This window comes from Streptomyces sp. NPDC058576, from assembly GCF_042718715.1.
Classification (GTDB): domain Bacteria; phylum Actinomycetota; class Actinomycetes; order Streptomycetales; family Streptomycetaceae; genus Streptomyces.
Map to the genome: position 1 here is coordinate 1 of NZ_JBHXPF010000026.1, position 25,053 is coordinate 25,053.

23 protein-coding genes are annotated in these 25,053 nt (G+C 70.3%); 12 read left to right on the forward strand and 11 right to left on the reverse strand.

Annotated elements, in window-relative coordinates:
- Window positions 1–20: 20 nt before the first annotated feature.
- The 3 genes from ACFWRV_RS19405 to ACFWRV_RS19415 form a co-directional block, all read right to left on the reverse strand.
- Complete coding sequence (locus ACFWRV_RS19405; RefSeq protein WP_384336103.1) at window positions 21–1,706, reverse strand: thiamine pyrophosphate-binding protein; 1,686 nt, start codon at window positions 1,704–1,706, stop codon at window positions 21–23.
- Entirely contained in the window at window positions 1,703–2,692 is a 990-nt protein-coding gene (gene speB, locus ACFWRV_RS19410; protein WP_164611796.1) for an agmatinase, read from the reverse strand. The genes ACFWRV_RS19405 and speB overlap by 4 nt, the downstream gene beginning before the upstream one ends.
- Window positions 2,693–3,180: 488 nt before the next feature.
- Complete coding sequence (locus ACFWRV_RS19415) at window positions 3,181–4,695, reverse strand: sodium:solute symporter (protein ID WP_384336106.1); 1,515 nt, start codon at window positions 4,693–4,695, stop codon at window positions 3,181–3,183.
- Window positions 4,696–4,799: 104 nt separating this feature from the next.
- On the opposite strand from ACFWRV_RS19415, the gene ACFWRV_RS19420 reads away from it, so the two are divergent.
- The 7 genes from ACFWRV_RS19420 (at window position 4,800) to ACFWRV_RS19450 (ending at window position 11,463) form a co-directional block, all read left to right on the forward strand.
- Entirely contained in the window at window positions 4,800–6,425 is a 1,626-nt protein-coding gene (locus ACFWRV_RS19420) for a PucR family transcriptional regulator (protein ID WP_384336108.1), read from the forward strand.
- A 122-nt stretch (window positions 6,426–6,547) separates the two neighbouring features.
- Window positions 6,548–7,387 carry a GNAT family N-acetyltransferase gene (locus tag ACFWRV_RS19425; protein ID WP_384336110.1) on the forward strand — a complete coding sequence of 280 codons (840 nt, stop codon included), beginning with the start codon at window positions 6,548–6,550 and terminating at the stop codon, window positions 7,385–7,387.
- Window positions 7,388–7,552: 165 nt separating this feature from the next.
- Complete coding sequence (locus ACFWRV_RS19430; RefSeq protein ID WP_384336112.1) at window positions 7,553–8,281, forward strand: hypothetical protein; 729 nt, start codon at window positions 7,553–7,555, stop codon at window positions 8,279–8,281.
- Window positions 8,282–8,472: 191 nt separating this feature from the next.
- Window positions 8,473–9,159: an immunity 49 family protein gene (locus ACFWRV_RS19435; protein ID WP_384336114.1), complete on the forward strand. Its 687-nt coding sequence runs from the start codon at window positions 8,473–8,475 to the stop codon at window positions 9,157–9,159.
- 815 nt (window positions 9,160–9,974) lie between these two features.
- The gene (locus tag ACFWRV_RS19440; RefSeq protein WP_384336116.1) at window positions 9,975–10,448 is read left to right on the forward strand and encodes a hypothetical protein; all 474 of its coding nucleotides are present in this window, start codon (window positions 9,975–9,977) and stop codon (window positions 10,446–10,448) included.
- Entirely contained in the window at window positions 10,445–10,603 is a 159-nt protein-coding gene (locus ACFWRV_RS19445) for a hypothetical protein (protein ID WP_384336118.1), read from the forward strand. The genes ACFWRV_RS19440 and ACFWRV_RS19445 overlap by 4 nt, the downstream gene beginning before the upstream one ends.
- Before the next feature lie 143 nt (window positions 10,604–10,746).
- A complete protein-coding gene (locus tag ACFWRV_RS19450) occupies window positions 10,747–11,463 on the forward strand; it encodes an immunity 49 family protein (protein WP_384336257.1) in 717 nt (238 codons plus the stop codon).
- 537 nt (window positions 11,464–12,000) lie between these two features.
- Here the strand turns inward: ACFWRV_RS19450 and ACFWRV_RS19455 are convergent.
- Window positions 12,001–13,425, reverse strand: a complete 1,425-nt coding sequence (locus ACFWRV_RS19455) for an FG-GAP repeat domain-containing protein (RefSeq protein WP_384336120.1) — start codon at window positions 13,423–13,425, stop codon at window positions 12,001–12,003.
- Window positions 13,426–13,623: 198 nt separating this feature from the next.
- On the opposite strand from ACFWRV_RS19455, the gene ACFWRV_RS19460 reads away from it, so the two are divergent.
- The gene (locus ACFWRV_RS19460; RefSeq protein ID WP_384336121.1) at window positions 13,624–14,574 is read left to right on the forward strand and encodes a methyltransferase; all 951 of its coding nucleotides are present in this window, start codon (window positions 13,624–13,626) and stop codon (window positions 14,572–14,574) included.
- A gap of 100 nt (window positions 14,575–14,674) precedes the next feature.
- Here the strand turns inward: ACFWRV_RS19460 and ACFWRV_RS19465 are convergent, their stop codons facing one another.
- The gene (locus tag ACFWRV_RS19465) at window positions 14,675–15,361 is read right to left on the reverse strand and encodes a GPP34 family phosphoprotein (RefSeq protein WP_384336123.1); all 687 of its coding nucleotides are present in this window, start codon (window positions 15,359–15,361) and stop codon (window positions 14,675–14,677) included.
- 194 nt (window positions 15,362–15,555) lie between these two features.
- Here ACFWRV_RS19465 and ACFWRV_RS19470 point away from each other — a divergent pair, with 194 nt between their 5' ends.
- Entirely contained in the window at window positions 15,556–16,479 is a 924-nt protein-coding gene (locus tag ACFWRV_RS19470; protein ID WP_384336125.1) for an alpha/beta hydrolase, read from the forward strand.
- Here the strand turns inward: ACFWRV_RS19470 and ACFWRV_RS19475 are convergent.
- From ACFWRV_RS19475 to ACFWRV_RS19495, 5 genes are all read right to left on the reverse strand, one after another.
- Window positions 16,466–17,053, reverse strand: a complete 588-nt coding sequence (locus ACFWRV_RS19475) for a GNAT family N-acetyltransferase (protein ID WP_384336127.1) — start codon at window positions 17,051–17,053, stop codon at window positions 16,466–16,468. The genes ACFWRV_RS19470 and ACFWRV_RS19475 overlap by 14 nt on opposite strands.
- A gap of 86 nt (window positions 17,054–17,139) precedes the next feature.
- On the reverse strand, window positions 17,140–17,706 hold the full coding sequence (locus ACFWRV_RS19480) for a YciI family protein (protein ID WP_384336129.1): 567 nt from the start codon (window positions 17,704–17,706) through the stop codon (window positions 17,140–17,142).
- Window positions 17,707–17,839: 133 nt separating this feature from the next.
- Window positions 17,840–20,227: an excinuclease ABC subunit UvrA gene (locus ACFWRV_RS19485; RefSeq protein ID WP_384336131.1), complete on the reverse strand. Its 2,388-nt coding sequence runs from the start codon at window positions 20,225–20,227 to the stop codon at window positions 17,840–17,842.
- Between the two features lie 226 nt (window positions 20,228–20,453).
- Window positions 20,454–20,867, reverse strand: coding sequence for a VOC family protein (locus ACFWRV_RS19490; RefSeq protein ID WP_384336133.1), 414 nt, complete (start codon window positions 20,865–20,867; stop codon window positions 20,454–20,456).
- Window positions 20,868–20,877: 10 nt separating this feature from the next.
- Window positions 20,878–21,297: a helix-turn-helix transcriptional regulator gene (locus tag ACFWRV_RS19495; RefSeq protein ID WP_384336135.1), complete on the reverse strand. Its 420-nt coding sequence runs from the start codon at window positions 21,295–21,297 to the stop codon at window positions 20,878–20,880.
- A gap of 201 nt (window positions 21,298–21,498) precedes the next feature.
- Between ACFWRV_RS19495 and ACFWRV_RS19500 the strand changes: the two genes are divergently transcribed.
- The 3 genes from ACFWRV_RS19500 to ACFWRV_RS19510 all read left to right on the forward strand — a co-directional run bounded on the left by ACFWRV_RS19500 (window position 21,499) and on the right by ACFWRV_RS19510 (window position 24,606).
- A complete protein-coding gene (locus ACFWRV_RS19500) occupies window positions 21,499–22,656 on the forward strand; it encodes an acyl-CoA dehydrogenase family protein (protein ID WP_384336137.1) in 1,158 nt (385 codons plus the stop codon).
- Between the two features lie 17 nt (window positions 22,657–22,673).
- The gene (locus ACFWRV_RS19505; protein ID WP_384336140.1) at window positions 22,674–23,558 is read left to right on the forward strand and encodes an acyl-CoA thioesterase; all 885 of its coding nucleotides are present in this window, start codon (window positions 22,674–22,676) and stop codon (window positions 23,556–23,558) included.
- A gap of 76 nt (window positions 23,559–23,634) precedes the next feature.
- Window positions 23,635–24,606 (forward strand): cation diffusion facilitator family transporter, encoded by a 972-nt coding sequence (locus ACFWRV_RS19510; RefSeq protein ID WP_384336142.1) that lies wholly within the window; start codon window positions 23,635–23,637, stop codon window positions 24,604–24,606.
- A gap of 4 nt (window positions 24,607–24,610) precedes the next feature.
- On the opposite strand, the gene ACFWRV_RS19515 is transcribed toward ACFWRV_RS19510, so the two are convergent.
- Window positions 24,611–25,045, reverse strand: a complete 435-nt coding sequence (locus ACFWRV_RS19515; protein ID WP_384336144.1) for a YdeI/OmpD-associated family protein — start codon at window positions 25,043–25,045, stop codon at window positions 24,611–24,613.
- Window positions 25,046–25,053 lie beyond the last annotated feature (8 nt).

Sequence of the window (25,053 nt, forward strand, 5' to 3'; positions counted from 1 at the left end):
CGCCCGCTCCCGCGCCCGGCCTACAGGTGCGTCGGCTCGAACATCCGCAGCAGCGCCGGGAGCACGACGACGGACGGCCCCGGGGCCGCCAGCGCCTTGCCCAGGTCCGCGGCGAGGGACTCCGGAGTCGTCCGGACGGCCGGGACGCCGAAGGACTCGGCGAGGGCGACGAAGTCCGGGCGGGACAGCTCGGTGCCGGTGGTCTCGCCGAAGGCTCCCGTCATGTACTCGCGCAGGATGCCGTAGCCGCCGTCGTCGACGATCAGCCAGGTCAGCGGCAGGTCGTACTGGCGCGCGGTGGCCAGCTCCGCGATGGAGTACATCGCGCCGCCGTCGCCGGAGACCGCGAGCACGGGCTTCGTCGGGTCGGCGGCGGCCGCGCCGATGGCCGCCGGGAAGCCGTAGCCGAGGCCGCCCGCGCCCTGGGCGGAGTGCATGGTGTTGGGGCGCCGGGCGTCGAAGGCGGACCAGGCCCAGTAGGCCAGGATCGTCATGTCCCAGAAGCTGGGCGCGGCGTCGGGCAGCGCCTCGCGGACGGCGGCGAGGACCTGCTGCTCCAGGGTGAGTTCCTGGGCCTCGATCCGGACCCGTACCTTCTCCAGCACGGTACGCACGCGCTCGGCGGCGTCCGCGTCCTCGCGGGGCTCGACGGCCTCCAGGAGGTCCGACAGCGCCTCACGGGCGTCGGAGTGGATGCCGAGCGCGGGGTGGTTGGACTCCAGCTTCCCGGCGTCCGCCTCGATCTGGATCACCCGGCCGCGCGGGCGGAAGGTCAGGTAGTTCGAGGAGAGTTCACCGAGCCCCGAGCCGACGACGAGCAGGACGTCCGCGTCCTCCAGGAAGTCGGTGGTGTGCCGGTCCTCCAGCCAGGAGCGCAGCGACAGCGGGTGCTCCCAGGGGAACGCGCCCTTGCCGCCGAAGGTGGTGACGACCGGTGCGTCGAGCTTCTCGGCCAGCGCGACGAGCTTGCCGGAGGCGTCGGAGCGGACCACTCCGCCGCCCGCGATGATCACGGGCCGCTCGGCGTTCGACAGCAGATGCGCGGCGGCGATCGTCAGCTCGGGGCGCGGGTAGAGCTCGCGCGGGGTGGCGTCCATGGCGCTGACGACCGGGAGGGTCGTCTCGGCCAGCAGCACGTCCTGCGGGATCTCCACCCAGACCGGCCCGTGCGGGGCGGTCAGCGCGGACTCCCAGGCGGCGGCGATGGCGGAGGGGATCTGCGACGCGGTCCGCACGGTGTGCACGGACTTCACGATGTCGCGGACGGAGGCCTGCTGGTCGCGCAGCTCGTGGAGATAGCCGTGCCGCCCGCCGCCGAGCCCCGCCGTCGGGATCTGGCTGGAGATGGCGAGGACGGGAGCGGAGGCGGCGGCCGCCTCCTGGAGCGCGGCGAGCGAGGTGAGCGCGCCGGGCCCGGTCGACAGCAGGAGCGGGGCGACTTCCCCCGTGATCCGGCCGTACGCGTCGGCGGCGAAGCCCGCGTTGTTCTCGACGCGGAGCCCGACGTAGCGGAGGGAGGAGCGGCGCAGCGCGTCGAACATGCCGAGCGCGTGCTGACCGGGCAGCCCGAACACGGTGGTCGCGCCGAGGCCCTGGAGGGACTCGACGACGAGGTCGCCGCCGTTGCGGCCGGCCGGCGGGTCCAGTACGGCGGCGGCCTGGGCTGCGGTGAGCTGGGGCCGGTCGTCGTGGTGGTCGTGGCTCACTTGGCGTCCTCGGCTCCCGTGGTTTCCTTCTCCGCCGCGATCTGGCGGGACATGATCGTCGTCAGCTCGTACGCGGCGTGCGAGGCGGCCACGGAGGTGATCTCGGCGTGGTCGTACGCGGGGGCGACCTCGACCAGGTCGGCGGAGACCAGGTGGCAGGAGGACAGCCCGCGCAGGATCTCCAGCAGCTCACGGGAGGTGAGGCCGCCGGCCTCGGGGGTGCCGGTGCCGGGGGCGTGCGCGGGGTCCAGGACGTCGATGTCGATGGAGATGTACAGCGGCCGGTCGCCGATGCGCTGACGGAGCTGGTCGGCGATCTCGTCGACGCCGCGCCGCATGACGTCGGCGGAGGTGACGATGCCGAAGCCCATCTTCTCGTCGTCGGTCAGGTCCTGCTTGCCGTAGAGCGGGCCGCGGGTGCCGACGTGGGAGAGGGCGGAGGTGTCGAGGATGCCCTCCTCGACGGCCCGGCGGAACGGGGTGCCGTGGGTGTACTCGGCGCCGAAGTAGGTGTCCCAGGTGTCCAGGTGCGCGTCGAAGTGGAGGAGGGCGACGGGCCCGTGCTTCTTGGCGACGGAGCGCAGGAGGGGCAGGGCGATGGTGTGGTCGCCGCCGAGGGTCATCAGGCGTGCGCCGGTGCCCAGCAGGTCGTCGGCCGCGCCCTCGATGGTCTCGACGGCCTCGTTGATGTTGAACGGGTTCGCCGCGATGTCGCCGGCGTCGGCGACCTGGGCGAGGGCGAACGGGGAGGCGTCCTGGGCCGGGTTGTACGGGCGCAGCAGCCGGGACGCCTCACGGATGGCGTTGCCTCCGAAGCGGGCCCCGGGCCGGTAGGAGACCCCGGTGTCGAAGGGCACGCCGACCACGGCGACGTCGGTCCGGCCGACCTCGTCGAGCCGGGGCAGCCGGGCGAACGTCGCGGGCCCGGCGTACCGCGGGACGCGGGAGGAGTCGATGGGGCCGCGCGGCGAGTCGGTGCTGCTCATGGGGGTGTGCCTTTCCTTCGGGTTTCTACGGTGTCAAGTGTGCGGGGTGCGGTGGGGTGCCGTGGTCGTCCGGCGGCCGCTTCGCCCTCAATCGCCGGGCGGGCTGATGGCCCCGGGCCCGCCCGATTCGGCCCGCCCGGCGATCCCGGCCCGCCCGGCCGATCCCAGGCCGCCTGGCCGATCCCGGGCCGCCCGGCCGATACCGGTCGCCCGGCCCATCTCGGACCGTCCGGCCCATCCCAGCCCGCCCGGCGATTGAGGGCATCTTTGGGCTCGGCCAGCCCATCCCAGCCCGCCCGGCGATTGAGGGCATCTTTGGGCTCGGCCAGCCCATACCAGCCCGCCCGGCGATTGAGGGCATCTCTTGGCTCGGCCGATCCGGCAGCGGGCTTCCGTCCTCAAACGCCGGACGGGCTGGGGTGGGCTGGCACGATGCTTCCGTCCTGAAGCGTTGGACGGGCTGGGGTGGCACGGCACGGGTTCCGTCCTCAGACGCCGGACGGGCTGGAAGTGGCGGACGGGCCAGGTGCGCCGGAGGCGATGGGCTCGGCCGAGGCATCCGGGTCCGGACCACCCCGCCCCGCCAACCGCTCCCGCCACGCGGCCAGCACGGCCGCATCCGTCGGCGGCGTCGCCAGCGAGACGACGACGTACACGGCCAGCGACGCCAGCAGCCCGTAGTAGATCGGCTGGTTCGCGAGGATCCCGTAGTACGCCATGAGCCCGATCACCGCGACACCCCCGACGCACACCGCCGACAGCGCCCCCGCCGCCGTGCCGCGCCGCCACAGCAGCCCCCCGATGATCGGCACGAGCAGCCCGCCCACCAGGAGGTTGTAGGCGACGGTCAGCGCCTCGACCACGTCGTTGAGCGCGATGGCGATGAGGATGACCGCGACGCCCATGATCAGGATGAACATCCGGTTGCCCCTGACCTCGTCGTGCGGCTCGTCACCGCCCCCGCCCCGGACCACGACCCCCCGCAACCGGGACCAGATGTCGTTGTTGGCGACCGTGGCGCAGGCGATCAGCGCGCCCGAGGACGTCGACATCACGGCGGCCAGCGCGGCGGCGAGCACCAGACCGCGCACCCCCATCGGCAGCTCGTCCTTGACGATCGTCGCGAAGGCCGCGTCCGCGCTCGCCAGGTTCGGGTACATCACCTTGGCGGCGGTGCCGATGACGGCCCCGGCGATGGCGTAGACGAGACAGTACGTACCGGCGACCGTCCCGCCCCACCGCGCCGTCGTGTCGCTGCGCGCGGTGAAGACGCGCTGCCAGATGTCCTGCCCGATGAGCATGCCGAAGGTGTAGATCAGGACATACGTGAAGATCGTCTCGCCTCCGATGCCCAGCGGGTCGAAGTACTCGGTGGGCAGCTGGGCCTTCATCTCGCTGAAGCCGCCCGCCTTGACGACGGCGATCGGCAGCAGGAGCAGCAGCACCCCGATGGTCTTGACGACGAACTGGACCATGTCGGTGAGGGTGATCGACCACATGCCGCCGAGCGTCGAGTACGCGACGACGATCGCACCGCCGAGGACGATCGCGACGGTCCGGTTCACGTCGAAGAGGACGTCGAAGATGGTGGCGTACGCGATGGTCGAGGTGACCGCGAGCATCAGCGTGTACGCCCACATCACCACGCCCGAGATGATCCCGGCCCGGCCGCCGTAGCGCAGGTCGAGCATCTCGGAGACGGTGTAGACCTTCAGCCGGGCGATCCGGGCGGAGAAGAAGACGGACAGCGCGAGCAGCCCGAGGCCGATGGTGAAGACCATCCACGCGCCGGAGAGGCCGTACTGGTAGCCGAGCCCGACGCCGCCGATGGTGGACGCCCCGCCGAGGACGATCGCGGCCATGGTGCCGGAGTACATGCCCGGTCCGAGGCGGCGGCCCGCGACCAGGAACTCGGCTTTGGACTTGGCGCGGCGCATGCCCCACCAGCCCATGGCGAGCATGCCGGCCAGGTAGACGACGATCACGGCGTAGTCGACAGCCATGGGCTTCCCTCCGTCTCGCGCAAACAGATGTACGTGCGAGGAAGACGGTAGGTGGCCGAAAGCCGACGCTGAAGTGTACGTTTCCTCCATCCTCAACGCACTGAATGGATGAACCGTCCATGCCGTCTCCTCCCGCAGCCACCACACCGCCGACCGCGGCCCCGCCACCCGGCCCCCCGACCCCGCCCATCCCCTTGGCGGAACTCCTGGCGAGCAAGGAGCTGGGCCTGCGCCGGATCGCGGGCCCGGCCGAAGCCGACCTGCTCTGGGTGCACACCTCGGAGATGGCGGATCCGTATCCGTATCTGCTCGGTGGCGAGCTGCTGCTGAGCGCGGGGGTGCTGCTGACGGACCCGGACCACTACGTCGGCCGGCTGGTGGAGGCGGGGGCGGCGGCGCTGGGCTTCGGGGTGCGCCCGGTCCACGAGACGGTGCCGGGCGCGCTGATCGAGGCGTGCGACCGGCATGGCCTGCCGTTGCTGGAGGTACCGCCGGAGACCCCGTTCACGACGATCGCGCGGGCGGTGTGGCGGCTGATGGCCGAGGCGCGCCACCGGGAGCTGCGCCGGGTGACCCGCGCCCAGCAGGCCCTGGCGACGGCGGCTGCCCGCCCCGACCCCGTACCGGCGGTGCTCCACCAGCTCGCGGCACAGCTCGGCGGCCGGGCGGTCCTGCTGACGGCACGCGGCGAGGAGGTGCACGCGGCGGGCCGCGACCCGGCCGAGGAGCCCCGTGCGGCGGGCCGCCACCCGGCCGGGGACGCCCTCGCGGCGGGCCGCCGCCCCGCCGGGGACGCCCTCGCGGCGGGCCGCCCCGCCGGGGAGATGCACGGGACCGGCCCCCACACCGCACGGGCGACGGCGGTGGCACTGACCCGCCTGGCGCGCGTGGTGGCCCGCGAACGCCCCGGCGCGCCCGCCTCGGCCACCGACGCCCACGGCGACACGCACCTGTCCGCGTACGCGCTGGGCGGCGGCGAGGGTCTGGTCCTGGCGCTGGCGACCCGGCGGCGGGAGTCCGGCGACCACACGGTGGCGGGCATCGCGGTGGTCCTGCTGTCGCTCCTGGCCGCCCCTCACCAGGGCGCGGACGCGGCGGGCCGGTCGGCGGCCCTGGTCCGCATGCTCCTGGGCGCCTCCCCCGCCGAGGTGGTGCCGCTGCTCGGCCCCACCGGCTCCTGGACGGTGATCCACGCCCGCCGCGCGGACGGCGCCCCGGCGGACGCCCTGACGGCCGGGGCGCTGGGCGCGTCGCTGGGCACGGCCCTGGTCGACGCGGGCCACGGAGGCGACGGCCCGGTCCGGGTGCTGCTGCCGGAGGGGGACGGGATCAGCCCGCAGCCCGGCTGGACGCTCGGCGCGTCCGCCCCCACCCCCGTCGACGCGCTCGACGCCGCCGACTGCCTGGCCGCCCGCGCCCTGGCCCACGCGCGGGCGACCCGCGCTCCGCTGGCGGTGGACACCCCGGTCGGCGGGCTCGCCGCCCTGGTCCCGCCCGAGCAGGCGGCCGCCCACGCCCGCGCCCTTCTCGCCCCGCTCACCGCGCCGCTGGCCGACACCCTGCGCTGCTGGCTCTCCCTGCACGGCAGTTGGGACCGTACGGCGGTGGCCCTGGCCGTCCATCGCAACACCGTCCGCCAACGCATCGGGCGGTGCGGGGAGTTGCTGGGCGCGGACCTGGACGACATGGACGTACGGGCGGAGCTGTGGTTCGCCCTGCGGCAGGGATGATCCGGGGCGGAGGAAGGGGAGGAGGACGGAAGAGGACACGGGGAGAGGGACACCGCGACCATCCACCTGAGGGAGCGGATATTCGGCTGCCCCGGGCCGGCCGGGGCACTAGCCTCGCGCTCATGCCCCCAGTCAAGCGGCGCGCCCTGTCCCCTGCCGATACCTCCCGGGCACTGCGTGCGCTCAGCACGTGGACACCGGCCGACGCCCCGGCCGGGGGCCTGCACCCCGGGGACGTGGGCTGGCTCCTGCGCCACGCGGACGCGACGGTCCACCTCTGGGTCGACGCCCGGGGCGACGGACGGCCCGATCCCCGGTACGACGCCGCGGCGACCGTCGCCGTGGGCTTCCTCGACGGGCCCGTCCTGCGGGTGACCGCCGCGCCCGACGCCGATCTCGGGGCACTCGCCGCGGACGCCGAGGAGCTGCTCGTACCGGGCAACGACTGGTCCGACGGCCTGCCCATACCGGGATGGCGGCCCGACCCGGAGGAGACCTGGCTCGCCCTGTCCTGGACCCCGGAGCCGGTGACGACCCGGGCCGAGCGGGTCGGCGAGCCCGACGGGGCCGACCGGGTGCTGGTGCACAGGTCGGCCTTCCAGAGGTCCACGTTCGCCCTGAAGCACTGGGAGACGATGCGGGCGTCCCCGGCGGGCCACCTGGCGGTGGAGACGCTCGTGCGTACGCCCGGGGGAGACCCCGCGGCCGCGGCGACCGGCTGGTTCGCGGGCGCCGGCAGATGCGGCCTGCTCGAACCGGTCGGCACCCACCCGGACCACCGCGGCCACGGCTACGGCCGCGACGCCGTCCGAGGCGCCTGCGCGGCCCTCGCCGACCGGGGCGCGAGCGCGGTGGCCGTCCTGACGCCGGCGAGCAACGAGGCGGCGGCAGCGCTCTACCGATCGGCCGGTTTCACCGTCGTACGCGAGAACCACGACTGGACACGCGCCCGCCGGGCCTGACCTCCTGCGCCCTTATGCTCTGCCCACCCCACTGGCCGTCGCGCTGGCGGTGGTCACCGCCGCCCTCATCGTGGGCGCGCGCTGTGCCAGCGATGGGCGTCGTCACGGTAGTACTTCGCGCGCCACGCTTCATCGTTGTTGGCCAACCAAAGGTGCGACAGAACAGTGAAGGTGGACGGCGTCGAGCTACCCATCCTCAAGAAACTTCCCGACGGTACTCTGATCGCCAAGTACGACCTCCCACACAGCCCGTCGGAAATCAGACACAGCCGCACCCCACTCAAACCTGAATCGGTTGATCCGCAGCATCTTCCCAAATTGGACGAGGCGGCGAAGAACAGCCGGGTGAGCGTTGATCTATCCAATGCGAAGAAGGCATTCGACGAGAACCCCTCAGCCCTAAACAGGTCCGATCTCGATGCAGCACAGCGAGCCTACGACGATCAGCTCCCCGGAGTTCCCAACAACAGCAAACATTCCCAGAAGCTCGGAGAATTTGCCTCCAGATGCCATGCCATACCCGAACTCTTTCCGACGGCTAAACATATCACTCTACCGAAGACACCAAATGGCGCCAACGCTCTGGATGAACTCTATGAACTTAGCAATGACAGCAACTTCCTGATTGTCGAACAAAAGGGCCCCAAGGCGAACCTCAACCCACCCCGACTTGGCGCAGGGCCGGCTGCGAACATGATGGTCAAGCAAGGAACCAGGCCATATCTCAAGACGATCTTCCACGAGATGTGGAAACGAGGCGGCGAGGACAGGCGGCTCGCCGAAAAGCTGTTCGACGCACTCGAAGACGGAAAGATCCAATACGTCCTGGTCAAGGGGAAGGAAAGGTCGGGATCTCATGATGGATCCGTCCTTGAGCATCTGAAGATCGATTAAGGAGCGAATCAGTGGCCAAAGTATCCCGCCACGACTTCCCAACTGAAGCAATCCGGGCAGACATGACGAGTCTCACGGAAAGCGCGGAGCGAGTACTTTCGAGGCTGGATGTCTCGGACATGTCCCGCTCCCGCGCTCTCGGTTGCTGCGTGACCGTGGCCATGTCCCGCTGCGCAGGGGACCCTGAGGGGATGGAGTTCAGCACCTGGCAGGCATGGGTCACCGCCATGCAGGTGGGATCGGCCCTGTTCGATTCGGCTACAGCCACGGACGGCCCCGTGGTTTGCCGTATCGGGGTGAACGACGAAGTGAAGAAACTCCCCGCGACCGGGCCCGTACCCTACGCGCACGCCGGAGCATGGCTGACGTCTGTCTACTTGGCAGTCATCTGCCGAGAGGAGGCCCGTCTCGACCGGCTCATGCGCGTTCCCGTGGCGTTCCTCCGTGAATCCGGAGCCGTCTTCGACGAGTACGTCTACAAGTGGGTCGAGGCGCTGCAAAGCTACTGGCTGCGCCGTGGCGACGACATGTGGAGCAGTTTGGTCACAGCAATCGAAATGGCCCGCCCTGAGACGGCACGGATCGCAGACGAAGAGACCTTGCTCAAGATTCTGTACCCGCCACTTGAGCTCTTCCAGCTTTACAACCGTGGCGAGGCCGAGAAGTTCAATGAATCACTGGCCGAATTTCTCACGTGGCACAAGCAGTACTGGACTGCTGATGAGGCGCGAGCCATGGACAGCGATGGCCTGGTAGCACTGGCTCCCTTGGCCATTGCTTCTATGGCCTACGACAACGGGTTTTCGGTTGATATCGAATCGGAATACCTACCGAGAGAGCTCCTGAAGTTCGGCTGGGCGGGCGAAGTTGATGCCTGAGTAGTCGAATCCGTCCCGCTTTGAGCCCCCTCGGTCGCGAACGATACCGGCGGCCTGGGTGACAACCCGGCAGACCCAGCAGGATTCCGGGCTGACCAACCGGACGGCATGACGAACGGCTCCGCAGACGGCCCCGGCGGCAGTTGGGTCGGGCGGCCTTCCGCTTATGCGGCCGGCATGATACGAATCCCCGAGGGGAACGCCCAACCAGTCGATATTCCAGCGATGTGGAGGAAAAGGACGAGGGCAGGTCTGTGGCGGCGCGAAGTTGATGGAACCTACACCGACGGTGGCCACCACTCGCCGAAGAGTCTCAGAGCGGCTGGAGCCCATCACCAAGCGCCGCATCTCGTGCGGGGCGGATTGGGGACCGCCTGGCAGGAGCTCAGCCTGAAGCACCCAAGACGGAGTTCGCCGCAGTTTTCTCCAACCTCGACAAATCCGTGAGGGATGTTTTCCAAGGGCTGCGTGCCAAGGGGCTGAATCTTCTGAAGTGAGCAACATGCCTTCACGTACGGTGTTGAACCGACTGTCGGCCATCAGCTGGGCTGACGACGCCGCAGCCTTCCAGCACGCTTACTCACGTGCCCTGCTTATGCAAGGCTTCGGCGTAGTCGCGTGCTGTTCGGTTCACGCCGCTTTGCCCCGTGGCTTCGAACGAGCCTTTTGGGACGGGACTCGCCGTCGGGTGGAGGTCCACGACGAGAGCGGGTTCCCCCCAGCTCGCACAACCCTTGCCGGACGGCCCCTGGGTCCGAGCCAAGGATGTTCCTCCGCCTCCAAGCCCGCGCTTCCTCGACGAGGACTACATTGCGGTGGGAGCAGACACCGTCACGAGCCGTGGCAGGCTGAAGCTTCTTGACTCGGCCGCACAAAAACGTTACTTCGACATCCAGTGGGACAATCTCGTAGCAAAATGGAAGGGCGATTCAGCGACCCTCCACGAAAAGCTGGGGACCTCCGAAACAGCGGCCGAGTGGGCCGAAGCTCGGGGCACCTACAAGGAATCCCATACCCAGATGGGGAAATCCGCGGAGGACTTCGGCGAAAAGGCCGCGGAGCACCACTTCGTTGCGGAAAGGTATTCAGACTTCGAAAAGCAACCGCTCCTCGGACCGAAGAATGGCAATGACCAGTTCGATCAGGTCTGGACACACGAGGGCGGTCGCGTCGTTGTCATTGAAGCCAGGAGCAGCACTGGAACGGACTGGGCAGTCGCAGGCTTCAAGACAGTAGACGAGCATCCCAGGGAAGCCAAGAATATTTCCTCGACATCATTGATGCCATGAAGAAGCGAGGAGAGTTCGACACGATAGAAGCCTCGGAAAGAGCGCTTGAAGACAACCGGCTGGACTATGTTGTTGTCAAGGGGGAGAAGAATATGGGCACGTATACTGGTTATCAGTATCGCCGCTTCGACATCAGCAAGGGGCCCCTTCCGTGACTGTAGACATTGCCCGCCATGCATTGCCCACGGGACCCGAGGCCGAGGAATTTACCGAACGCGTTGAAGCGCATCTGTCCACGGGAATCGGGCGTCTCGAACATTCCCCTGAAGCCATCCGATCAATATTCGGCACGGCGCTCATGACCTTGCGTTCCAGGTGCATCATCGATCCGCAATCGGCAGCGGTGGAAACATGGGAGTCCGCCGTCACCGCAATGCAGGTGGGGTCGGCCCTCTTCGCTGTAACCACCACAAACGAGGAGCGGGTGGAGTGCCGCATCGACAGGGAGCTCCGTTCCATCCCTGCCACCGGCCCTCGTTCATTTGCCGATGCGGGCACCTGGCTGTCGGCATTCTGGATGGCTGTCATCTGCCGTGACCAGGAACGTATGACCCAGCTCAGCGAGATCCCCCTGGACCGGCTCCGTTCACCCGAGGGCTCCTACGACGAGTACATCTACCACTGGGTCGACACCCTTCAGACCTGGTGGCTCCGTCGGCCCGGCCTCGCGGACAAGCTCATCGCCACCATCGAGGCGTCCGACCCCGCCGTCGCCCGCATCGCACCACAAGACCTGCTCCAGGCCGTGCTCTACCCGCCCATCAATATCTTCTACCATTACGTCCGCAACGACCGGGACGGCTTCGCCCCCGCCCTCGTAGACGCCCTCAAACTCCATAAGACCTACTGGACCCTCACCGAGGACCGCGCCACAGACATCGACGGCAGCATCGCCCTCGGTCCACTCGCCATCGCCTGCCTCGCCTACGACGCCGAGTTCCCCCTCGACATCGAGTCCGACTACCTCCCCAAGCACCTTCTCCAGCGCACCTGGATCGGCGAATTCCCCACCTGACGATCTCCGCGAAGGTGCTGAGGAAGCGCCGGCGTAAGTTCGAGGGAAAACGAGCAGAACGAAAGGAGTCCGACGCTCCTGCCGCATGCAACCGGTCGCCAACCTTCACGGCGACAGGCGAGCGCAGCAGAGCAAGCGGAAGGAGCCGCCACGATTGCCCAAGTTCCTTTGCTCGCGGTGCTAGTCGGGATCGCGATGCACAACTGCTTCGTCCTCTTGCGTCCCGAACTCGGCGGCGCGCACCTACGCGACCCTCACGCACTCTCCCTCGCGGACGCCCTGAGCTGTTTGGAGGAGCAAGTCGCGGCGCTCTGCACCATGGTGGATGTGCCGAATCGTCTGGGGCTCGACACACATTGATCGGTCATCCCCTCCGCGCTACGGGAGACGGGTGGTGCATCGTTGAGGCCATGGTCGAAGTCGACCTTGAACGATCATCGGGAGAGTTCGGCACCGTTGAGCGGTCGACGTGATGGTCACACCTGCCGAGAACTGCATCTCACAAGCGGATCGGGCCCGACCTCGCCCCGGGAACCGTCAGCCCAGCTGGGTCCCGAAGCGGACCGGCGACGGCGTCACGCCGAGGCTCGACTCGCCGAAGGAGACGCTGCCCTTGGTGACCGGGCCCGTGGAGCTGCCCTTGAACAGCCAGACGCCGCCCTGGCCGGCGTTCTCGCCGGGGGCGGCCACCGCCAGGGTCGCCGGTACGCCCTTGGCGGCGGGTACGACGTGGACCTCGCCGCCGAAGGCGTCGCCCTGCTCGTCGACGCCGGGGACGTTCGCCGTGGACTGGCCGATCACCTGCGTGTCGGCGCCCGTGATGCCCGAGGCGCGGCCCTTGAAGACCAGGAGCCCGCCGGCGTCCTTGGCCGCGTCCACGTCCTCGCCCGGCAGGCCCACGACGACCTCGCCGTAGCCGTCGCCGTCCAGGTCCTCCACCGCGGCGCTCGCGCCCATCGCGTCGCCCGCCTCGTCGGCGCCCGGGACTCCGGCGGTGGCCTGGGTGATCCACTTCGGCTTCACGGATGTGTTCTGCCCGTTGGGGCCGCCGAGGGCGATCGCCACCGCGCCGCCCTTGCTCGGGAAGTCCAGGTCGCTGTCCATGCCGGTCGGCTGCCGGGTGAAGACCAGGTCGGGGTAGGCGTCCCCGTTGACCGAACCGACCGTCACCGAGGCGTGTCTGAGGTACGTTCCGGGCGTGGTGGCGATCGGCGTGTAGGTGAAGCCCGTACCGGTCGACAGGTACAGCGACGTCCCGCCGCAGTCCGGCTCCTCGGTACAGCCGGTACGGACGAGCAGGTCGTCCTTGCCGTCGTTGTTGATGTCCGCGGCCTGCACGCTCTCGAAGTCGGTGACCCCGTCGTCCGCGGCGAGTGCCGTACGCGTGCTGCCGACGGAGCCGTCCGCGCCGATGTTCTCGTCCAGCACGATCTTCCCGGCCCAGTCCGTCCGGTCGACCCCGGCCACGTCCGTACGACCGTCACCGTCGAAGTCGCCCACCGCGTTGCCCCGGCCCTGGAACTCGACGGCCCGTGTGCCGAGACCGCTCCTGCCGCCGAACAGGATGATCCGCGGGCCCTGGCCGGCCGAGACCAGCAGGTCGGTGTAGCCGTCGCGGTCGATGTCGCCGGGCGTCGCCGTGCCGAACCCCGCGTTCGCGGCAGCCGAGCCGGGGACTTGGGGCGTGTTCTGGTTGATCACCTGGTGCCGGGCCGGGCTGATGCCCTTAGCGTCGCCCGGATACACCGCCACGTACCCGGCCTTCTTGATGCCGGACACGGTGCCGTCGGGCACCGACACGAACATGTCCTCGTACCCGTCCCCGTTGAAGTCGACCTGCTGACGCGCGGCGGAGGCCGAGGTAGCCGCCATCGACGTCCCGGAGAAGACCGGTGCGGCGGTCGCCGTGGCCGCGATCGTGACGAAGATCGCCGAAGCGGTACGGAGTCGAGAAGTCTTCATTGTTCATCCCCCGGATGTGCGTTCGTGGTCGACAGGTGAGCCTGCCGCCACCACCTGTCCAGAAAGACCATCCGCGCGGCCAATGGTTGTGCACTCCAGGCCCGATCCCTTTGCGCACGAGGCTGGCTCCAGCGCCACCTTCTTGCGTTATAGGCAAGGTTGCATGCATCAGACGCAAGGAGCCGTACGCTCGATTGCATGGCTCACACACACCAGCACCAGCACCAGCACGGACCTGCGGACCACTCCGCCCACGCCCACACCCACGATTCCGACGCGACGCGGAACGGCCTTCCCGAGATCCTCGACCTCGACGCCGCCCTCTTCGCGCCCCATCTGACCGCGCTCACCGGGCGTATCGCCTGTCTGGCCGGTGACGACGTCCGGCACGTCGTCGACCTCGGATCCGGGACCGGGGCCGGGACATTCGCCCTGCTGGAGCAGTTCCCGACCGCCCGGGTGACCGCCGTCGACAGCTCCCCCGCCATGCTGGAGCGGCTCACCTCGGCGGCCCGGGACCGGGGGCTGGGCGACCGTGTGCGCACGCTGGAGGCCGATGCCGGTGCGGGGCTGCCCGGAATTTCCGATGCCGACCTCGTCTGGGCGTCGGCGTCCCTGCACCACATGGACGACCCCGCGACCGCCTTGGCCGGCATCCGTGCCGCGCTGCGTCCCGGCGGGCTGCTGGCCGTGGCGGAGACCGACGGGATGCCGGACTTCCTGCCCGCGGACGGGGGCCCGGGTGAGCTGGAATCCCGCTGCCGAGCGGCGCTCGACGGCCTGCACGCCGAGCAGTTGCCGCACCGGGGCGCCGACTGGGGCTCCCTGCTGGCAGCGGCCGGCTTCTCCGTCGAGCAGGAACGCGCCGAGCAGTGGGAGCTGCGCGCCCCGCTGCCCGAGGGAGCGGGCCGGTACGCCTTCCTGGTCTTCGAGCGGATCCGCGGCTCTCTCGACGGGCGCGTCGACGCCGACGACCTGGCCGCGCTCGACCGGCTCGTCGACGGCGGGCCCGAGGACGTGCGCCACCGCGACGACCTCGTCGTACGGTCCACCCGCCGGACGTGGATGGCCCGCCCCGTCCCATCGAGGACGGGAACCACCGGCTCGCCTCGGCCGCCCGCCAGGGCCACGCCTCCGCACCCTGCATGATCGTCTGAACCCTGGCTCCGGCGGCCCTGGCCCGGGCAGCGACCCCTGGCACCGGGACCCCGGCACAAAGCCCGTCCTGATGGCCGACGGCGCCGGCGGTCTAGTTGCTGACGGCGATGGCGGTCCCCGCGGAGACCGCCGCCACCGTCCGCAGCACAGCCGCGTTCACCGCCTCCGCGCCCCAGCTGCTCCCCTCCAGCTCCTTCGCCCGCTGGTAGACCTTGCCGGACCACGGAATGGAGCGGTGCAGCGTCGGCAGCGTGCCGCTCGCGGAGAGCAGTCCGGTCAGCGCCGCCGTACGTTCGTCCGGTTCGGCCCCGTCGATCAGGACGGCCCGGACCTTCTCCACCAGGGCCTTCTTGTACCCGGTGTCCGCCATCTTCGTCGACGTCGTACGGAACAGGCCCAGGGTCTTCTTCGTCTCCTGGCGCAGCACGCCCCGCTCCACGAGCCGGTCGAGCACCGCCTCCCGCTTCGCCACCCCCGTACCGAGCTCGATCAGCAGGGTCTGTACGCCGCGCAGGCGCTCCCCGACCTTCGCGTGGGCGGCCCGGAGCAGCGGATCCGACGGTGTACGACCGGCGACGGCGTGCACCTTCACGCCGTTCAGGCCCGCGTCGTTCTCGTCGGCCCTGATGTGACCGTCGAGGCCCAGCTCGACGAGGACCGCGCCGCCCAGCGTGTAGTACAGCGTGCCCGCCCCCGCGATGGCCCCCGACGCGTCGTCCATCATCAGCAGCGTCAGGTCCTCGACGATGAGCAGGTCGTTCTCGATCTTCTTCTGCATGGCCTCTTGTCCAACCGTCGGCGTCCGGTGCGCGGGTCTCCGACCAGCCTGCCCCGCGCGGGGCAGGCTGGTCGGTGCGCCCTGTCACCACTGTTCATGACAGACGTCATGTCCGGTCCTGTGGCGAGGCCGACCGGCCTCGCGGCGGCGCCGATAGCATCCGGGTGAGACCCGAACGGACTGAGGAGCGACGCGTGCGATTCGCACTGGAAGCACTGTTCGCGGACGTGCCCGCCGAGCAGGTCGCGGAGGCCCGCGACTTCTACCGGGCGCGGGCGGCGGGCCGCGGACCCGCCGGCCTCCAGGAGCTCAAGGAGGCGCGGGCGAAGAAGAGCGCACCTCGTGCCGCCGTTCCGCCGCCCGTCGAAGAGACGGTCGAGGCCGCCGGTGTACGCGTCCCGGTCCGGATCTTCCTGCCGTCCGGCGGTCCGCCCCAAGGGGTCTACCTCGGCATCCACGGCGGCGGCTTCTACATGGGCTCCGCCGCGCAGGGCGACGAGCGCCACCGCGCGCTCGCGGACGCCCTGGGCATCGCCGTCGTCGGCGTCGACTACCGGCTCGCACCCGAGCACCCCTGGCCGGCCGCTCCCGACGACTGCGAAGCGGTGGCGCTCTGGCTCGTCGAGGAGGCGGAGGCCCGCTTCGGGACCTCCCGGCTCGCGATCGGCGGCAGCTCGGCGGGGGCCACCCTCGCCCTGGCGACCCTGCTCCGGCTGCGGGACCGGGACGTCGCCGACCGGTTCACCGGGGCGGCGCTCCGCTTCGGCACCTACGACCTGAGCGCGCGGACCCCGAGCGGCCGCCTCATCGCGGACGAGTACTTCATCCAGGCGTACGTCGGCCATGTGCCGGACCACGACCGCACCCTTCCCGACATCTCGCCCCTCTACGCCGACCTGGCCGGACTTCCCCCGGCCCTGCTGGTCGTGGGCGCCGAGGACATCCTGCTGGAGGACAACCTCACGCTGGCGGGCCGGTTGTCGGCGGCCGGCAACGACGTGGAGCTGCGCGTCTACCCCGCCTCGCCCCACGGCTTCACCGGCCACCCCACCGCCCTGGCCGCCACCGCGCTCGACGGCATCAACTCCTGGCTGCGCGACAGGATCAGTCGCCCCTGACCCGGGCGTGCAGATGCATGTCGTGCCGGCCGTCGTCATGCACGGCCGCGTTGCGCTTGGTGCCCTCCAGGCGGTAGCCGGCCTTCGTGGCGACCCTGCACGAGGCGTGGTTGCGCGTCGAGTGGTCCAACTCCAGGCGGTGGAAGCCGATGTCGTCCAGCGCCCACGCGCTGACCGCCGCGAGTGCGCGGGTGGCGACCCCGGCGCCGCGTGCGTCCGGGAGCACCCAGTACGCCACGTTCGCGACGCCGTCGTCGAAATCCAGGCCGCGCAACGCCATCCGGCCCAGCACCTCGCCGCTGACGCGGGCGACGGCCCAGTGGCAGCCCTTCTCCCGCTCCCAGTCCCGGCGGTACCCCTCGAACCACTCCCGGACCTGGGTCTCGGTCGAGGGCCGGTGCGTGTGCCAGCGGCGGGTCTCCTCGTCCGCGTACGCGGAGAGGAACGCCCCCGCGTCGGCCGCCTCCCACGGACGCAGCAGCAGCCCGCTGTCGGCTACCGCGAGCACGTGTCGCGGGGCGGTGGCGAGGCAGCCGGAGATCATCGCGGGCGGTGTCGACAGAACGCGGGTCATGGACCCATCGTCACCCGTGGCCCCTCATGGCCGCAGCCGGACCGGCCCCGCGCCCGATCCTCACGCCGGCTGAGGGGACCCGTCCCTCAGGAGCGTCCGCCGCGCTGCCAGCGCTGCGCCCCGAGGGGCGCGGGTCCGCCCGCGAGCTGATCCGCGAACGGCTGGACCAGGTGCCGCGCCTCGTCCGGGAACGCCTGCACGGCCGCGACCACCCCCGTCGTACCGGCTCCCTCGTCGTCGACCAGAACAGCCACGAAGGTCAGTCGCCCGTCCGGCACCGCCCCCAGCAGCCCCTGCTCGACCGGGCCCGTGGCACGGTCCCGCGCAGGCCACCGGGCGGTGATCAGCGTGTAGGGGGCATCCGCCGCCGGTTCGCGGTGCAGCAGCACCACCGTCGCGACCGCCGTGAACGCCCGGTAGAGACCGGCCTTCCAGAACGGCTCCTCGGTCGCGAACCGCTCGGCGGCGGCACGGTCGGCGAGGTCGACGACGTGGACACTCCCCGTGTGCTCCTCCCCGTCGTCGGACAGGGTGGGCCCGCGGAGTATCAGCCGGCTGTCGAAGCGGTCCATGTAGGACCAGTGCTCCTCGCACAGCTCCATCAACTGGTCGGCCACATCCGGCTGGTCCTGGGCGTGAACGTAGAACGGCATGCCGCGACCGTACCGGAGCGTCCGGAGCGGGTCCGGTCGTTCGCCCCCGCCTCACGGCCGCAGCCGGACCAGCCCCGGGCCCTTTCCGGCTGACCCGGAAGGCAGGCGGAAAGGGCCCCGAGGGCTGACGCCCTCACTCCCCCACGTACTCCGCCAGGTGCTCCCCCGTCAGCGTCGAGCGGGCCTCGACCAGGTCGGCCGGGGTGCCCTCGAAGACGATTTTGCCGCCGTCGTGGCCCGCGCCGGGGCCGAGGTCGATGATCCAGTCGGCGTGGGCCATGACCGCCTGGTGGTGCTCGATGACGATCACCGACTTCCCGGCGTCGACCAGGCGGTCCAGGAGGCCGAGGAGCTGCTCGACGTCCGCGAGGTGCAGGCCGGTGGTCGGCTCGTCGAGGACGTACACGCCGCCCTTGTCGCCCATGTGCGTTGCCAGCTTCAGGCGTTGGCGCTCGCCGCCGGACAGGGTGGTGAGCGGCTGGCCGAGGCTCAGGTAGCCGAGGCCGACGTCCACGAGGCGGTCGAGGATCTTGTGCGCGGCCGGCAGGGCCGCTTCGCCGGAGCCGAAGAACTCCTCCGCCTCGGTGACCGACATGGCGAGGACCTCGCTGATGTCGCGGCCGCCGAGGTGGTAGTCCAGGACCGAGGCCTGGAACCGCTTGCCCTCGCAGTCCTCGCAGGGGCTGGAGACACTGGCCATCACGCCGAGGTCGGTGAAGATGACACCCGCGCCGTTGCACGTGGGGCAGGCGCCCTCGGAGTTGGCGCTGAACAGGGCGGGCTTCACGCCGTTGGCCTTGGCGAAGGCCTTGCGGATCGGCTCCAGGAGGCCCGTGTACGTCGCCGGGTTGCTGCGGCGCGAACCGCGGATGGCGCTCTGGTCGACCGAGACGACGTTCTCGCCCGCCGGGATCGAGCCGTGGACGAGCGAGCTCTTTCCGGAGCCGGCGACGCCCGTGATGACGGTGAGGACGCCGAGCGGGATGTCGACGTCGACATCCTGGAGGTTGTGCGCCGTCGCGCCGCGGATCTCCAACGCCCCGGTGTGCTTGCGGACTTCCTCCTTGAGGACGGCCCGGTCGTCGAGGTGGCGGCCGGTGACGGTGTCGGAGGCGCGGAGTCCTTCCAGGGTGCCCTCGAAGCAGACGGTGCCGCCCGCCGTACCGGCCCCGGGGCCGAGGTCGACGACGTGGTCCGCGATGGCGATGGCCTCCGGCTTGTGCTCCACGACGAGGACCGTGTTGCCCTTGTCGCGCAGGCGCAGCAGCAGGTCGTTCATGCGCTGGATGTCGTGCGGGTGCAGGCCGATGGTGGGCTCGTCGAAGACGTACGTGACGTCGGTGAGGGAGGAGCCGAGGTGGCGGATCATCTTGACGCGCTGGGCCTCGCCGCCGGAGAGGGTGCCCGATGGACGGTCCAGGGCGAGGTAGCCGAGGCCGATCTCCACGAAGGAGTCCAGGGTCTGCCGGAGGGCTTCGAGCAGCGGGGCGACCGAGGGTTCCTCCAGGCCGCGGACCCATTCCGCGAGGTCCCTGATCTCCATCGCGCAGGCGTCCGCGATGCTGATCTTCTTGATCTTCGAGGAGCGGGCGCCCTCGGTCAGTCGCGTTCCCTCGCACTCGGGGCAGGTGGTGAAGGTGACCGCCCGGTCGACGAAGTCCCGGATGTGGGGCTGCATGGACTCGCGGTCCTTGGAGAGGAACGACTTCTGGATCTTGGGGATCAGCCCTTCGAAGGTGAGGTTCGCGCCCTCGACCTTCACCTTGGTCGGCTCCCGGTAGAGGAAGTCCTGCATCTCCTTCTTGGTGAACTTCGCGATCGGCTTGTTCGGGTCCAGGAAGCCCGACTCCGCGTACGTCCGCACGGTCCACCAGCTGTCCGACTTCCAGCCGGGGATGGTGAACGCGCCCTCGGCGATCGACTTGGAGTCGTCGTAGAGCTGAGTGAGGTCGATGTCGGAGACCGAGCCGCGGCCCTCGCAGCGCGGGCACATGCCGCCGGTGCGGCTGAAGGTCGCCTTGACCGCCTTCTTGTTGCCGCGCTCGACGGTGATCGCGCCGCTCGCCGTCACCGAAGGGACGTTGAAGGCGAACGCGCCGGGCGGGCCGATGTGCGGCTTGCCGAGCCGGCTGAAGAGGATGCGGAGCATGGCGTTGGCGTCGGTGGCGGTGCCGACCGTGGAGCGGGGGTCGCTGCCCATGCGCTGCTGGTCGACGATGATCGCGGTCGTCAGGCCGTCGAGCACGTCGACGTCGGGCCGCGCCTGCGAGGGCATGAAGCCCTGGACGAACGCGCTGTACGTCTCGTTGATCAGCCGCTGGGACTCGGCGGCGATGGTGCTGAACACCAGCGAGCTCTTGCCCGAGCCGGAGACCCCGGTGAACACCGTCAGCCGGCGCTTGGGGAGCTCGATGCTGACGTCCTTCAGGTTGTTCTCCCGCGCACCGTGCACACGGATCAGGTCGTGGCTGTCGGCAGCGTGCGGCGCGGGCGGCTGCTGGGTCTTCGTTCTCGGAGCCATGCTCGTCGTCTCTCCATCACTGGTGCGCGGAGCCTGCTGTGTGCGGGGCCCGGCCGGTACGGCTGATGCGGCTGGTTGTTCGGCTGGTGCGGGGGTCCGCCGGTGCGCGGAGCCTACTGGTCGTGCGGGAGGGCCGGGGCGCTTTCGGCCCCGGCCCCTGAGGGCGGGTGCTACTTCTCGACTGCTGCTGCTCGACTGCTGCTGCTCTGCCGCTACTTCGCGGCTGTCACTTCTTGGCCTGGGTGATGCGGAGCATGTTGCCGGAGGGGTCCCGGAAGGCGCAGTCGCGGACGCCGTAGGGCTGGTCGATCGGCTCCTGGAGCACCTCGCCGCCCGCGGCGCGGACCTTCTCGAAGGCCGCGTCCACGTCGTCGGAGGAGAGGATGACGCCACGCAGCATGCCCTTGGCGAGCAGCTCGGCCATGGTCTGCCGGTCGGCGGCCGGGGCGTTCGGGTCCGCGAGCGGGGGCTCCAGGACGATCTCGACGTCCGGCTGCGCGGGGGACCCGACGGTCACCCAGCGCATGCCTTCGAATCCGACATCGTTGCGCACCTCCATTCCCAGGGCGTCGCGGTAGAAGGCGAGCGCCTTGTCGTGGTCGTCGACGGCGATGAAGCACTGCGAGAGATTGATGTGCATGGATTTCACGCTACGGGCGGCGGGTGCGATCCGCTTCTCCATTCCTGACCGGTCGCGTGAGCATCTTGGCGACGCATGCCGGGATGGTCTCGCCCGCCTCGTGGGGGCGGGCCCGGTAGGCGCTCGGGCTCTCCCCGACCAGCTCCGTGAAGCGGGTGCTGAACGAGCCCAGCGACGTACAGCCGACGGCGAAGCAGACGTCCGTGACCGACAGGTCGCCCCGGCGCAGCAGTGCCTTGGCCCGCTCGATGCGCCGGGTCATGAGATAGCTGTACGGGGTCTCGCCGAAGGCGGCGCGGAAGCTGCGGGAGAAGTGGCCGGCCGACATCAGGGCGTCGCGGGCCAGCGAGGGGACGTCGAGCGGTTCGGCGTACTCGCGGTCCATGCGGTCGCGGGCCCGACGCAGCCGGGCCAGGTCCTCCAGCCTCACACCCTCACCTTCCTTCCCGTCGCCGTCTCTCCTCGATACTCCCCCACGCCACTGACAATCGGTCCGTCTCCCGGCCTCGGCCGGTCCTTCGCGTGCCGAGCATCACCCTGGACAGCGACCGCAACCGGCGGGTAACTTCGAAGGGAGTCTGAGCAAGCGCTTAGCCATCGACGAATCGACTGCCGACCCAGGAGGCACCCCGTGCGCCGTACGGTATTCAACGAGGACCACGAGGCGTTCCGGGAGACCATCCGCGCCTTCATCGCCGCCGAGGTCGTGCCGGTGTACGACGAGTGGTTCACCGCGGGCGTCGTGCCGCGCGACTTCTACCTCAAGCTGGGCGAGCTGGGCATCTTCGGCATCGAGGTCGACGAGGAGTACGGCGGCGCGGGCATCGACTCGCACAAGTACGAAGCCGTCATCTACGAGGAGACCGCCCGCGCGGGTGTCTCCTTCGGCGGCTCCGGCGTGCACACGCTGCTCGGCCTGCCCTACGTCAAGATGCTCGCCACCGACGAGCAGAAGAAGCGCTGGCTGCCGAAGTTCGCGACCGGCGAGGAGATGTGGGCCCTCGCGATGACCGAGCCGGGCACCGGCTCCGACGTCGCGGGCATGAAGACCACCGCCAAGCTCTCCGAGGACGGCACGCACTACGTCCTCAACGGCGCGAAGACCTTCATCACCGGTGGCGTGCACGCCGACCGCGTGATCGTCTGCGCCCGCACCGCCGCCCCGCGCGAGGACGACCGCCGCTTCGGCATCTCCCTCTTCGCCGTCGACACCAAGTCCGCGGGCTACTCGGTCGGCCGCAAGCTCGACAAGCTGGGCTTGAAGGTCTCCGACACCGCCGAGCTGGCGTTCGTCGACGTCAAGGTCCCGGTCGAGGACCTCATGGGCGAGGAGAACAAGGGCTTCGGCTACCTCGGCACCAACCTGGCCTCCGAGCGCTGGGGCATCGCCTTCGGCGCGTACGCCCAGGCCGCGGCCGCCGTCCGGTTCGCCAAGGAGTACGTGCAGGAGCGCACGGTCTTCGGCAAGACGGTCGCCTCGTTCCAGAACACCAAGTTCGAACTGGCCGCCTGCCAGGCCGAGGTGGACGCGGCCCAGGCCGTCGCCGACCGCGCGCTGGAGGCCCTGGACGCCGGTGAGCTGTCGGCGGCAGAGGCAGCCTCCGCGAAGCTGTTCTGCACCGAGGTCGCCCACCGCGTCATCGACCGCTGCCTCCAGCTGCACGGCGGCTACGGCTTCATGAACGAGTACCCGATCGCCCGCCTGTACGCGGACAACCGGGTCAACCGCATCTACGGCGGCACCAGCGAGGTCATGAAGTCGATCATCGCCAAGTCCATGGGTCTGTAAGGGGATACGTTCCCTCCATGAACGAGAGTCCCGATCCCCTGCTCGATCTGCTCCACCTGCTCGACCTGGAGCAGATCGAGCGGGACATCTTCCGGGGCCTGAGCCGCAGCGCGCTCGTGCCCCGGGTGTTCGGCGGCCAGGTCGCGGCCCAGGCGCTCGTCGCCGCGGGCCGCACCGTGCCCGCCGACCGCGGGGCCCACTCCCTGCACTCCTACTTCCTGCGGGCCGGCGACCCGGGCGCGCCCATCGTCTACACCGTCGACCGCATCCGCGACGGGAAGTCCTTCACCACCCGCCGCGTCGTCGCCGTCCAGCACGGGCAGCCGATCTTCCACCTCTCCGCTTCCTTCCAGACCCACGAGGAGGGCATGGAGCACCAGGCGCCCATGCCCACCGCCCCGGACCCGGAGACCCTGCCGACGGCCGCCGAGATGCTGCCCCGGTACGCGGACCGCTTCAGCGATCCGGAGGTGGTGGACCGGCTGATCGAGGCACGGCAGGCGGTGGACCTGCGGTATGTGGACGCGCCCCCGTTCGGCACGGTGGGCGAGCCGCGCGAACCGCGCTCGCAGGTGTGGTTCCGGACGAACGGCAAGCTCGCCGACGACCCGCTGCTGCACGTCTGCATGGCCACGTACGTCTCCGACATGACCTTGCTCGACTCGGTGCTCCTGGCCCACGGACGGGGCGGCTGGGCGGTCGGCGACGTGGTCGGCGCGAGCCTGGACCACGCGATGTGGTTCCACCGGCCGTTCCGGGCGGACGAGTGGCTCCTGTACGACCAGGAGTCGCCGTCGGCCTCCGGCGGCCGGGGACTGGGCCAGGCCCGTATCTACACCGCCGACGGGAGCCTCGCGATCACCGTCATCCAGGAAGGCGTCGTCCGCATCCCGCGAGGATGAGCGACATCCCCGCAGATGGTCCGTACCCGCGAGGATGAGCGGCCTCCGAAGCCGCGATTCCGACATACTCCCCACCATGAGCGACGCGAAAGCCGACGAAACGGCCGAGGGCGGGGAGTCCACGTTCACCGTGATCGTGGCGGCCCTCGCCAACCTCGGCATCGCCGTGGCCAAGGCCGTCGCCGGGCTGATCAGCGGCTCCAGCGCGATGCTCTCCGAGGCGGCCCACTCGGTCGCCGACACCGTCACCGAGGTCATGCTCCTCACCGCGCTCAAGCGGAGCGAGAAGCCGGCCGACGAGGACCATCCCCTGGGCTACGGCCCCGAGCGCTACATCTGGGCGATGCTCGCCTCGATCGCCACGTTCGTCGGCGGGGCCGTCTTCTCGATCTACGACGGGGTGCACACCCTGGTCGCGGGCGAGGAGCTGGGCGATCCGCTCATCTCCTACATCGTCCTGGCGGTCGCGTTCCTGCTGGAGGGCTACTCGCTGCGCACCGGGGTCAAGCAGGTGCGGCGCGAGGCGTCACGGCTGCGGGTGCCGGACACGTACTACCTGCGCCACACCCCCGACACGGCGGTGAAGGCCGTCGTGATGGAGGACTCGGCGGCCCTGGTCGGCCTGCTGCTGGCGGCGGGCGGCCTGCTGGGCGGACAGCTCTCCGGCTCGGGCGTCTGGGACGGGATCGCGTCCTGCCTGATCGGCCTCCTGCTCGTCTACGTCGCCTGGGTGCTGGGCCGTTCCAACGCGCAGCTCCTCATCGGCCGGCCGCTGCCCCCCGCGATGCGCTCGGGCGTGCGCGAGGAGCTGCTGTCGGTGCCGCACATCGTGGAGGTCCTGGAGCTGACCACATTGATCCAGGGGCCGACCGAGATCCTCATCGCCGCGAAGGTCGACTTCCGGGACATGGCCACCGCCGCCGAGGTCGAGTGGGCGTGCGAGGAGGCGGAGGCCCAGTTGCGGGAGAGGTTCCCCTCGGTCCGGCGGGTGTATCTGGACCCGACGCCGGGGCGGGCGCAGCGGCTGCGGCGGCACCCCGCTCCCTGACGCCCTACGCCGTCAGCTCCGCCACCGTCTTCGCGATGCGCCGCTGCCGCGTCGCGTCCGCCTTCGCGCCCTCGATCGACGTCACGTGCGCCTTCTGGCGGCTGGGCGCGAGGGCCGCGAACGCCTCCGCCGCACCGGGGGCCGCCGCCAGCGCCGCCGCCAGGTCCTCCGGCGGCTCCACCGTGCGGGGCGCGGTGTCGAGGGTCAGCTCCACCTCGATGGCGTCCCCGCCGCCGATGCCGGTCTCCTCGCGCTTGTCGGCGCTGAACGGGATGAGGTACTGGCCTCCCATCGGGGCGATCGTCGAGCGGTACGCGTATCCGTTCACGGTCACGTTCACCGGCGGGCGCTTTCCCGCGCCGAGGGCATCGACCACCGCCTCGGGCACCTCGATGCCCGTGTTGTTCCCTGCCTGGAACATCGTCGCGCTGAACTTCATGGCCCTCG

What these genes read in the sequence shown, in the direction of transcription:
- ACFWRV_RS19445 (WP_384336118.1), top strand. Translation starts at nt 10,445, where the DNA reads ATGAAGAAGCGAGGAGAGTTCGACACGATAGAAGCCTCGGAAAGAGCG.
- ACFWRV_RS19490 (WP_384336133.1), bottom strand. Translation starts at nt 20,867, where the DNA reads ATGCACATCAATCTCTCGCAGTGCTTCATCGCCGTCGACGACCACGAC.
- ACFWRV_RS19505 (WP_384336140.1), top strand. Translation starts at nt 22,674, where the DNA reads ATGAACGAGAGTCCCGATCCCCTGCTCGATCTGCTCCACCTGCTCGAC.
- ACFWRV_RS19475 (WP_384336127.1), bottom strand. Translation starts at nt 17,053, where the DNA reads ATGACCCGCGTTCTGTCGACACCGCCCGCGATGATCTCCGGCTGCCTC.
- speB (WP_164611796.1), bottom strand. Translation starts at nt 2,692, where the DNA reads ATGAGCAGCACCGACTCGCCGCGCGGCCCCATCGACTCCTCCCGCGTC.
- ACFWRV_RS19460 (WP_384336121.1), top strand. Translation starts at nt 13,624, where the DNA reads ATGGCTCACACACACCAGCACCAGCACCAGCACGGACCTGCGGACCAC.
- ACFWRV_RS19465 (WP_384336123.1), bottom strand. Translation starts at nt 15,361, where the DNA reads ATGCAGAAGAAGATCGAGAACGACCTGCTCATCGTCGAGGACCTGACG.
- ACFWRV_RS19435 (WP_384336114.1), top strand. Translation starts at nt 8,473, where the DNA reads ATGGAGTTCAGCACCTGGCAGGCATGGGTCACCGCCATGCAGGTGGGA.
- ACFWRV_RS19450 (WP_384336257.1), top strand. Translation starts at nt 10,747, where the DNA reads ATGACCTTGCGTTCCAGGTGCATCATCGATCCGCAATCGGCAGCGGTG.
- ACFWRV_RS19455 (WP_384336120.1), bottom strand. Translation starts at nt 13,425, where the DNA reads ATGAAGACTTCTCGACTCCGTACCGCTTCGGCGATCTTCGTCACGATC.
- ACFWRV_RS19420 (WP_384336108.1), top strand. Translation starts at nt 4,800, where the DNA reads ATGGATGAACCGTCCATGCCGTCTCCTCCCGCAGCCACCACACCGCCG.
- ACFWRV_RS19415 (WP_384336106.1), bottom strand. Translation starts at nt 4,695, where the DNA reads ATGGCTGTCGACTACGCCGTGATCGTCGTCTACCTGGCCGGCATGCTC.
- ACFWRV_RS19425 (WP_384336110.1), top strand. Translation starts at nt 6,548, where the DNA reads ATGCCCCCAGTCAAGCGGCGCGCCCTGTCCCCTGCCGATACCTCCCGG.
- ACFWRV_RS19510 (WP_384336142.1), top strand. Translation starts at nt 23,635, where the DNA reads ATGAGCGACGCGAAAGCCGACGAAACGGCCGAGGGCGGGGAGTCCACG.
- ACFWRV_RS19480 (WP_384336129.1), bottom strand. Translation starts at nt 17,706, where the DNA reads ATGCCGTTCTACGTTCACGCCCAGGACCAGCCGGATGTGGCCGACCAG.
- ACFWRV_RS19515 (WP_384336144.1), bottom strand. Translation starts at nt 25,045, where the DNA reads ATGAAGTTCAGCGCGACGATGTTCCAGGCAGGGAACAACACGGGCATC.
- ACFWRV_RS19485 (WP_384336131.1), bottom strand. Translation starts at nt 20,227, where the DNA reads ATGGCTCCGAGAACGAAGACCCAGCAGCCGCCCGCGCCGCACGCTGCC.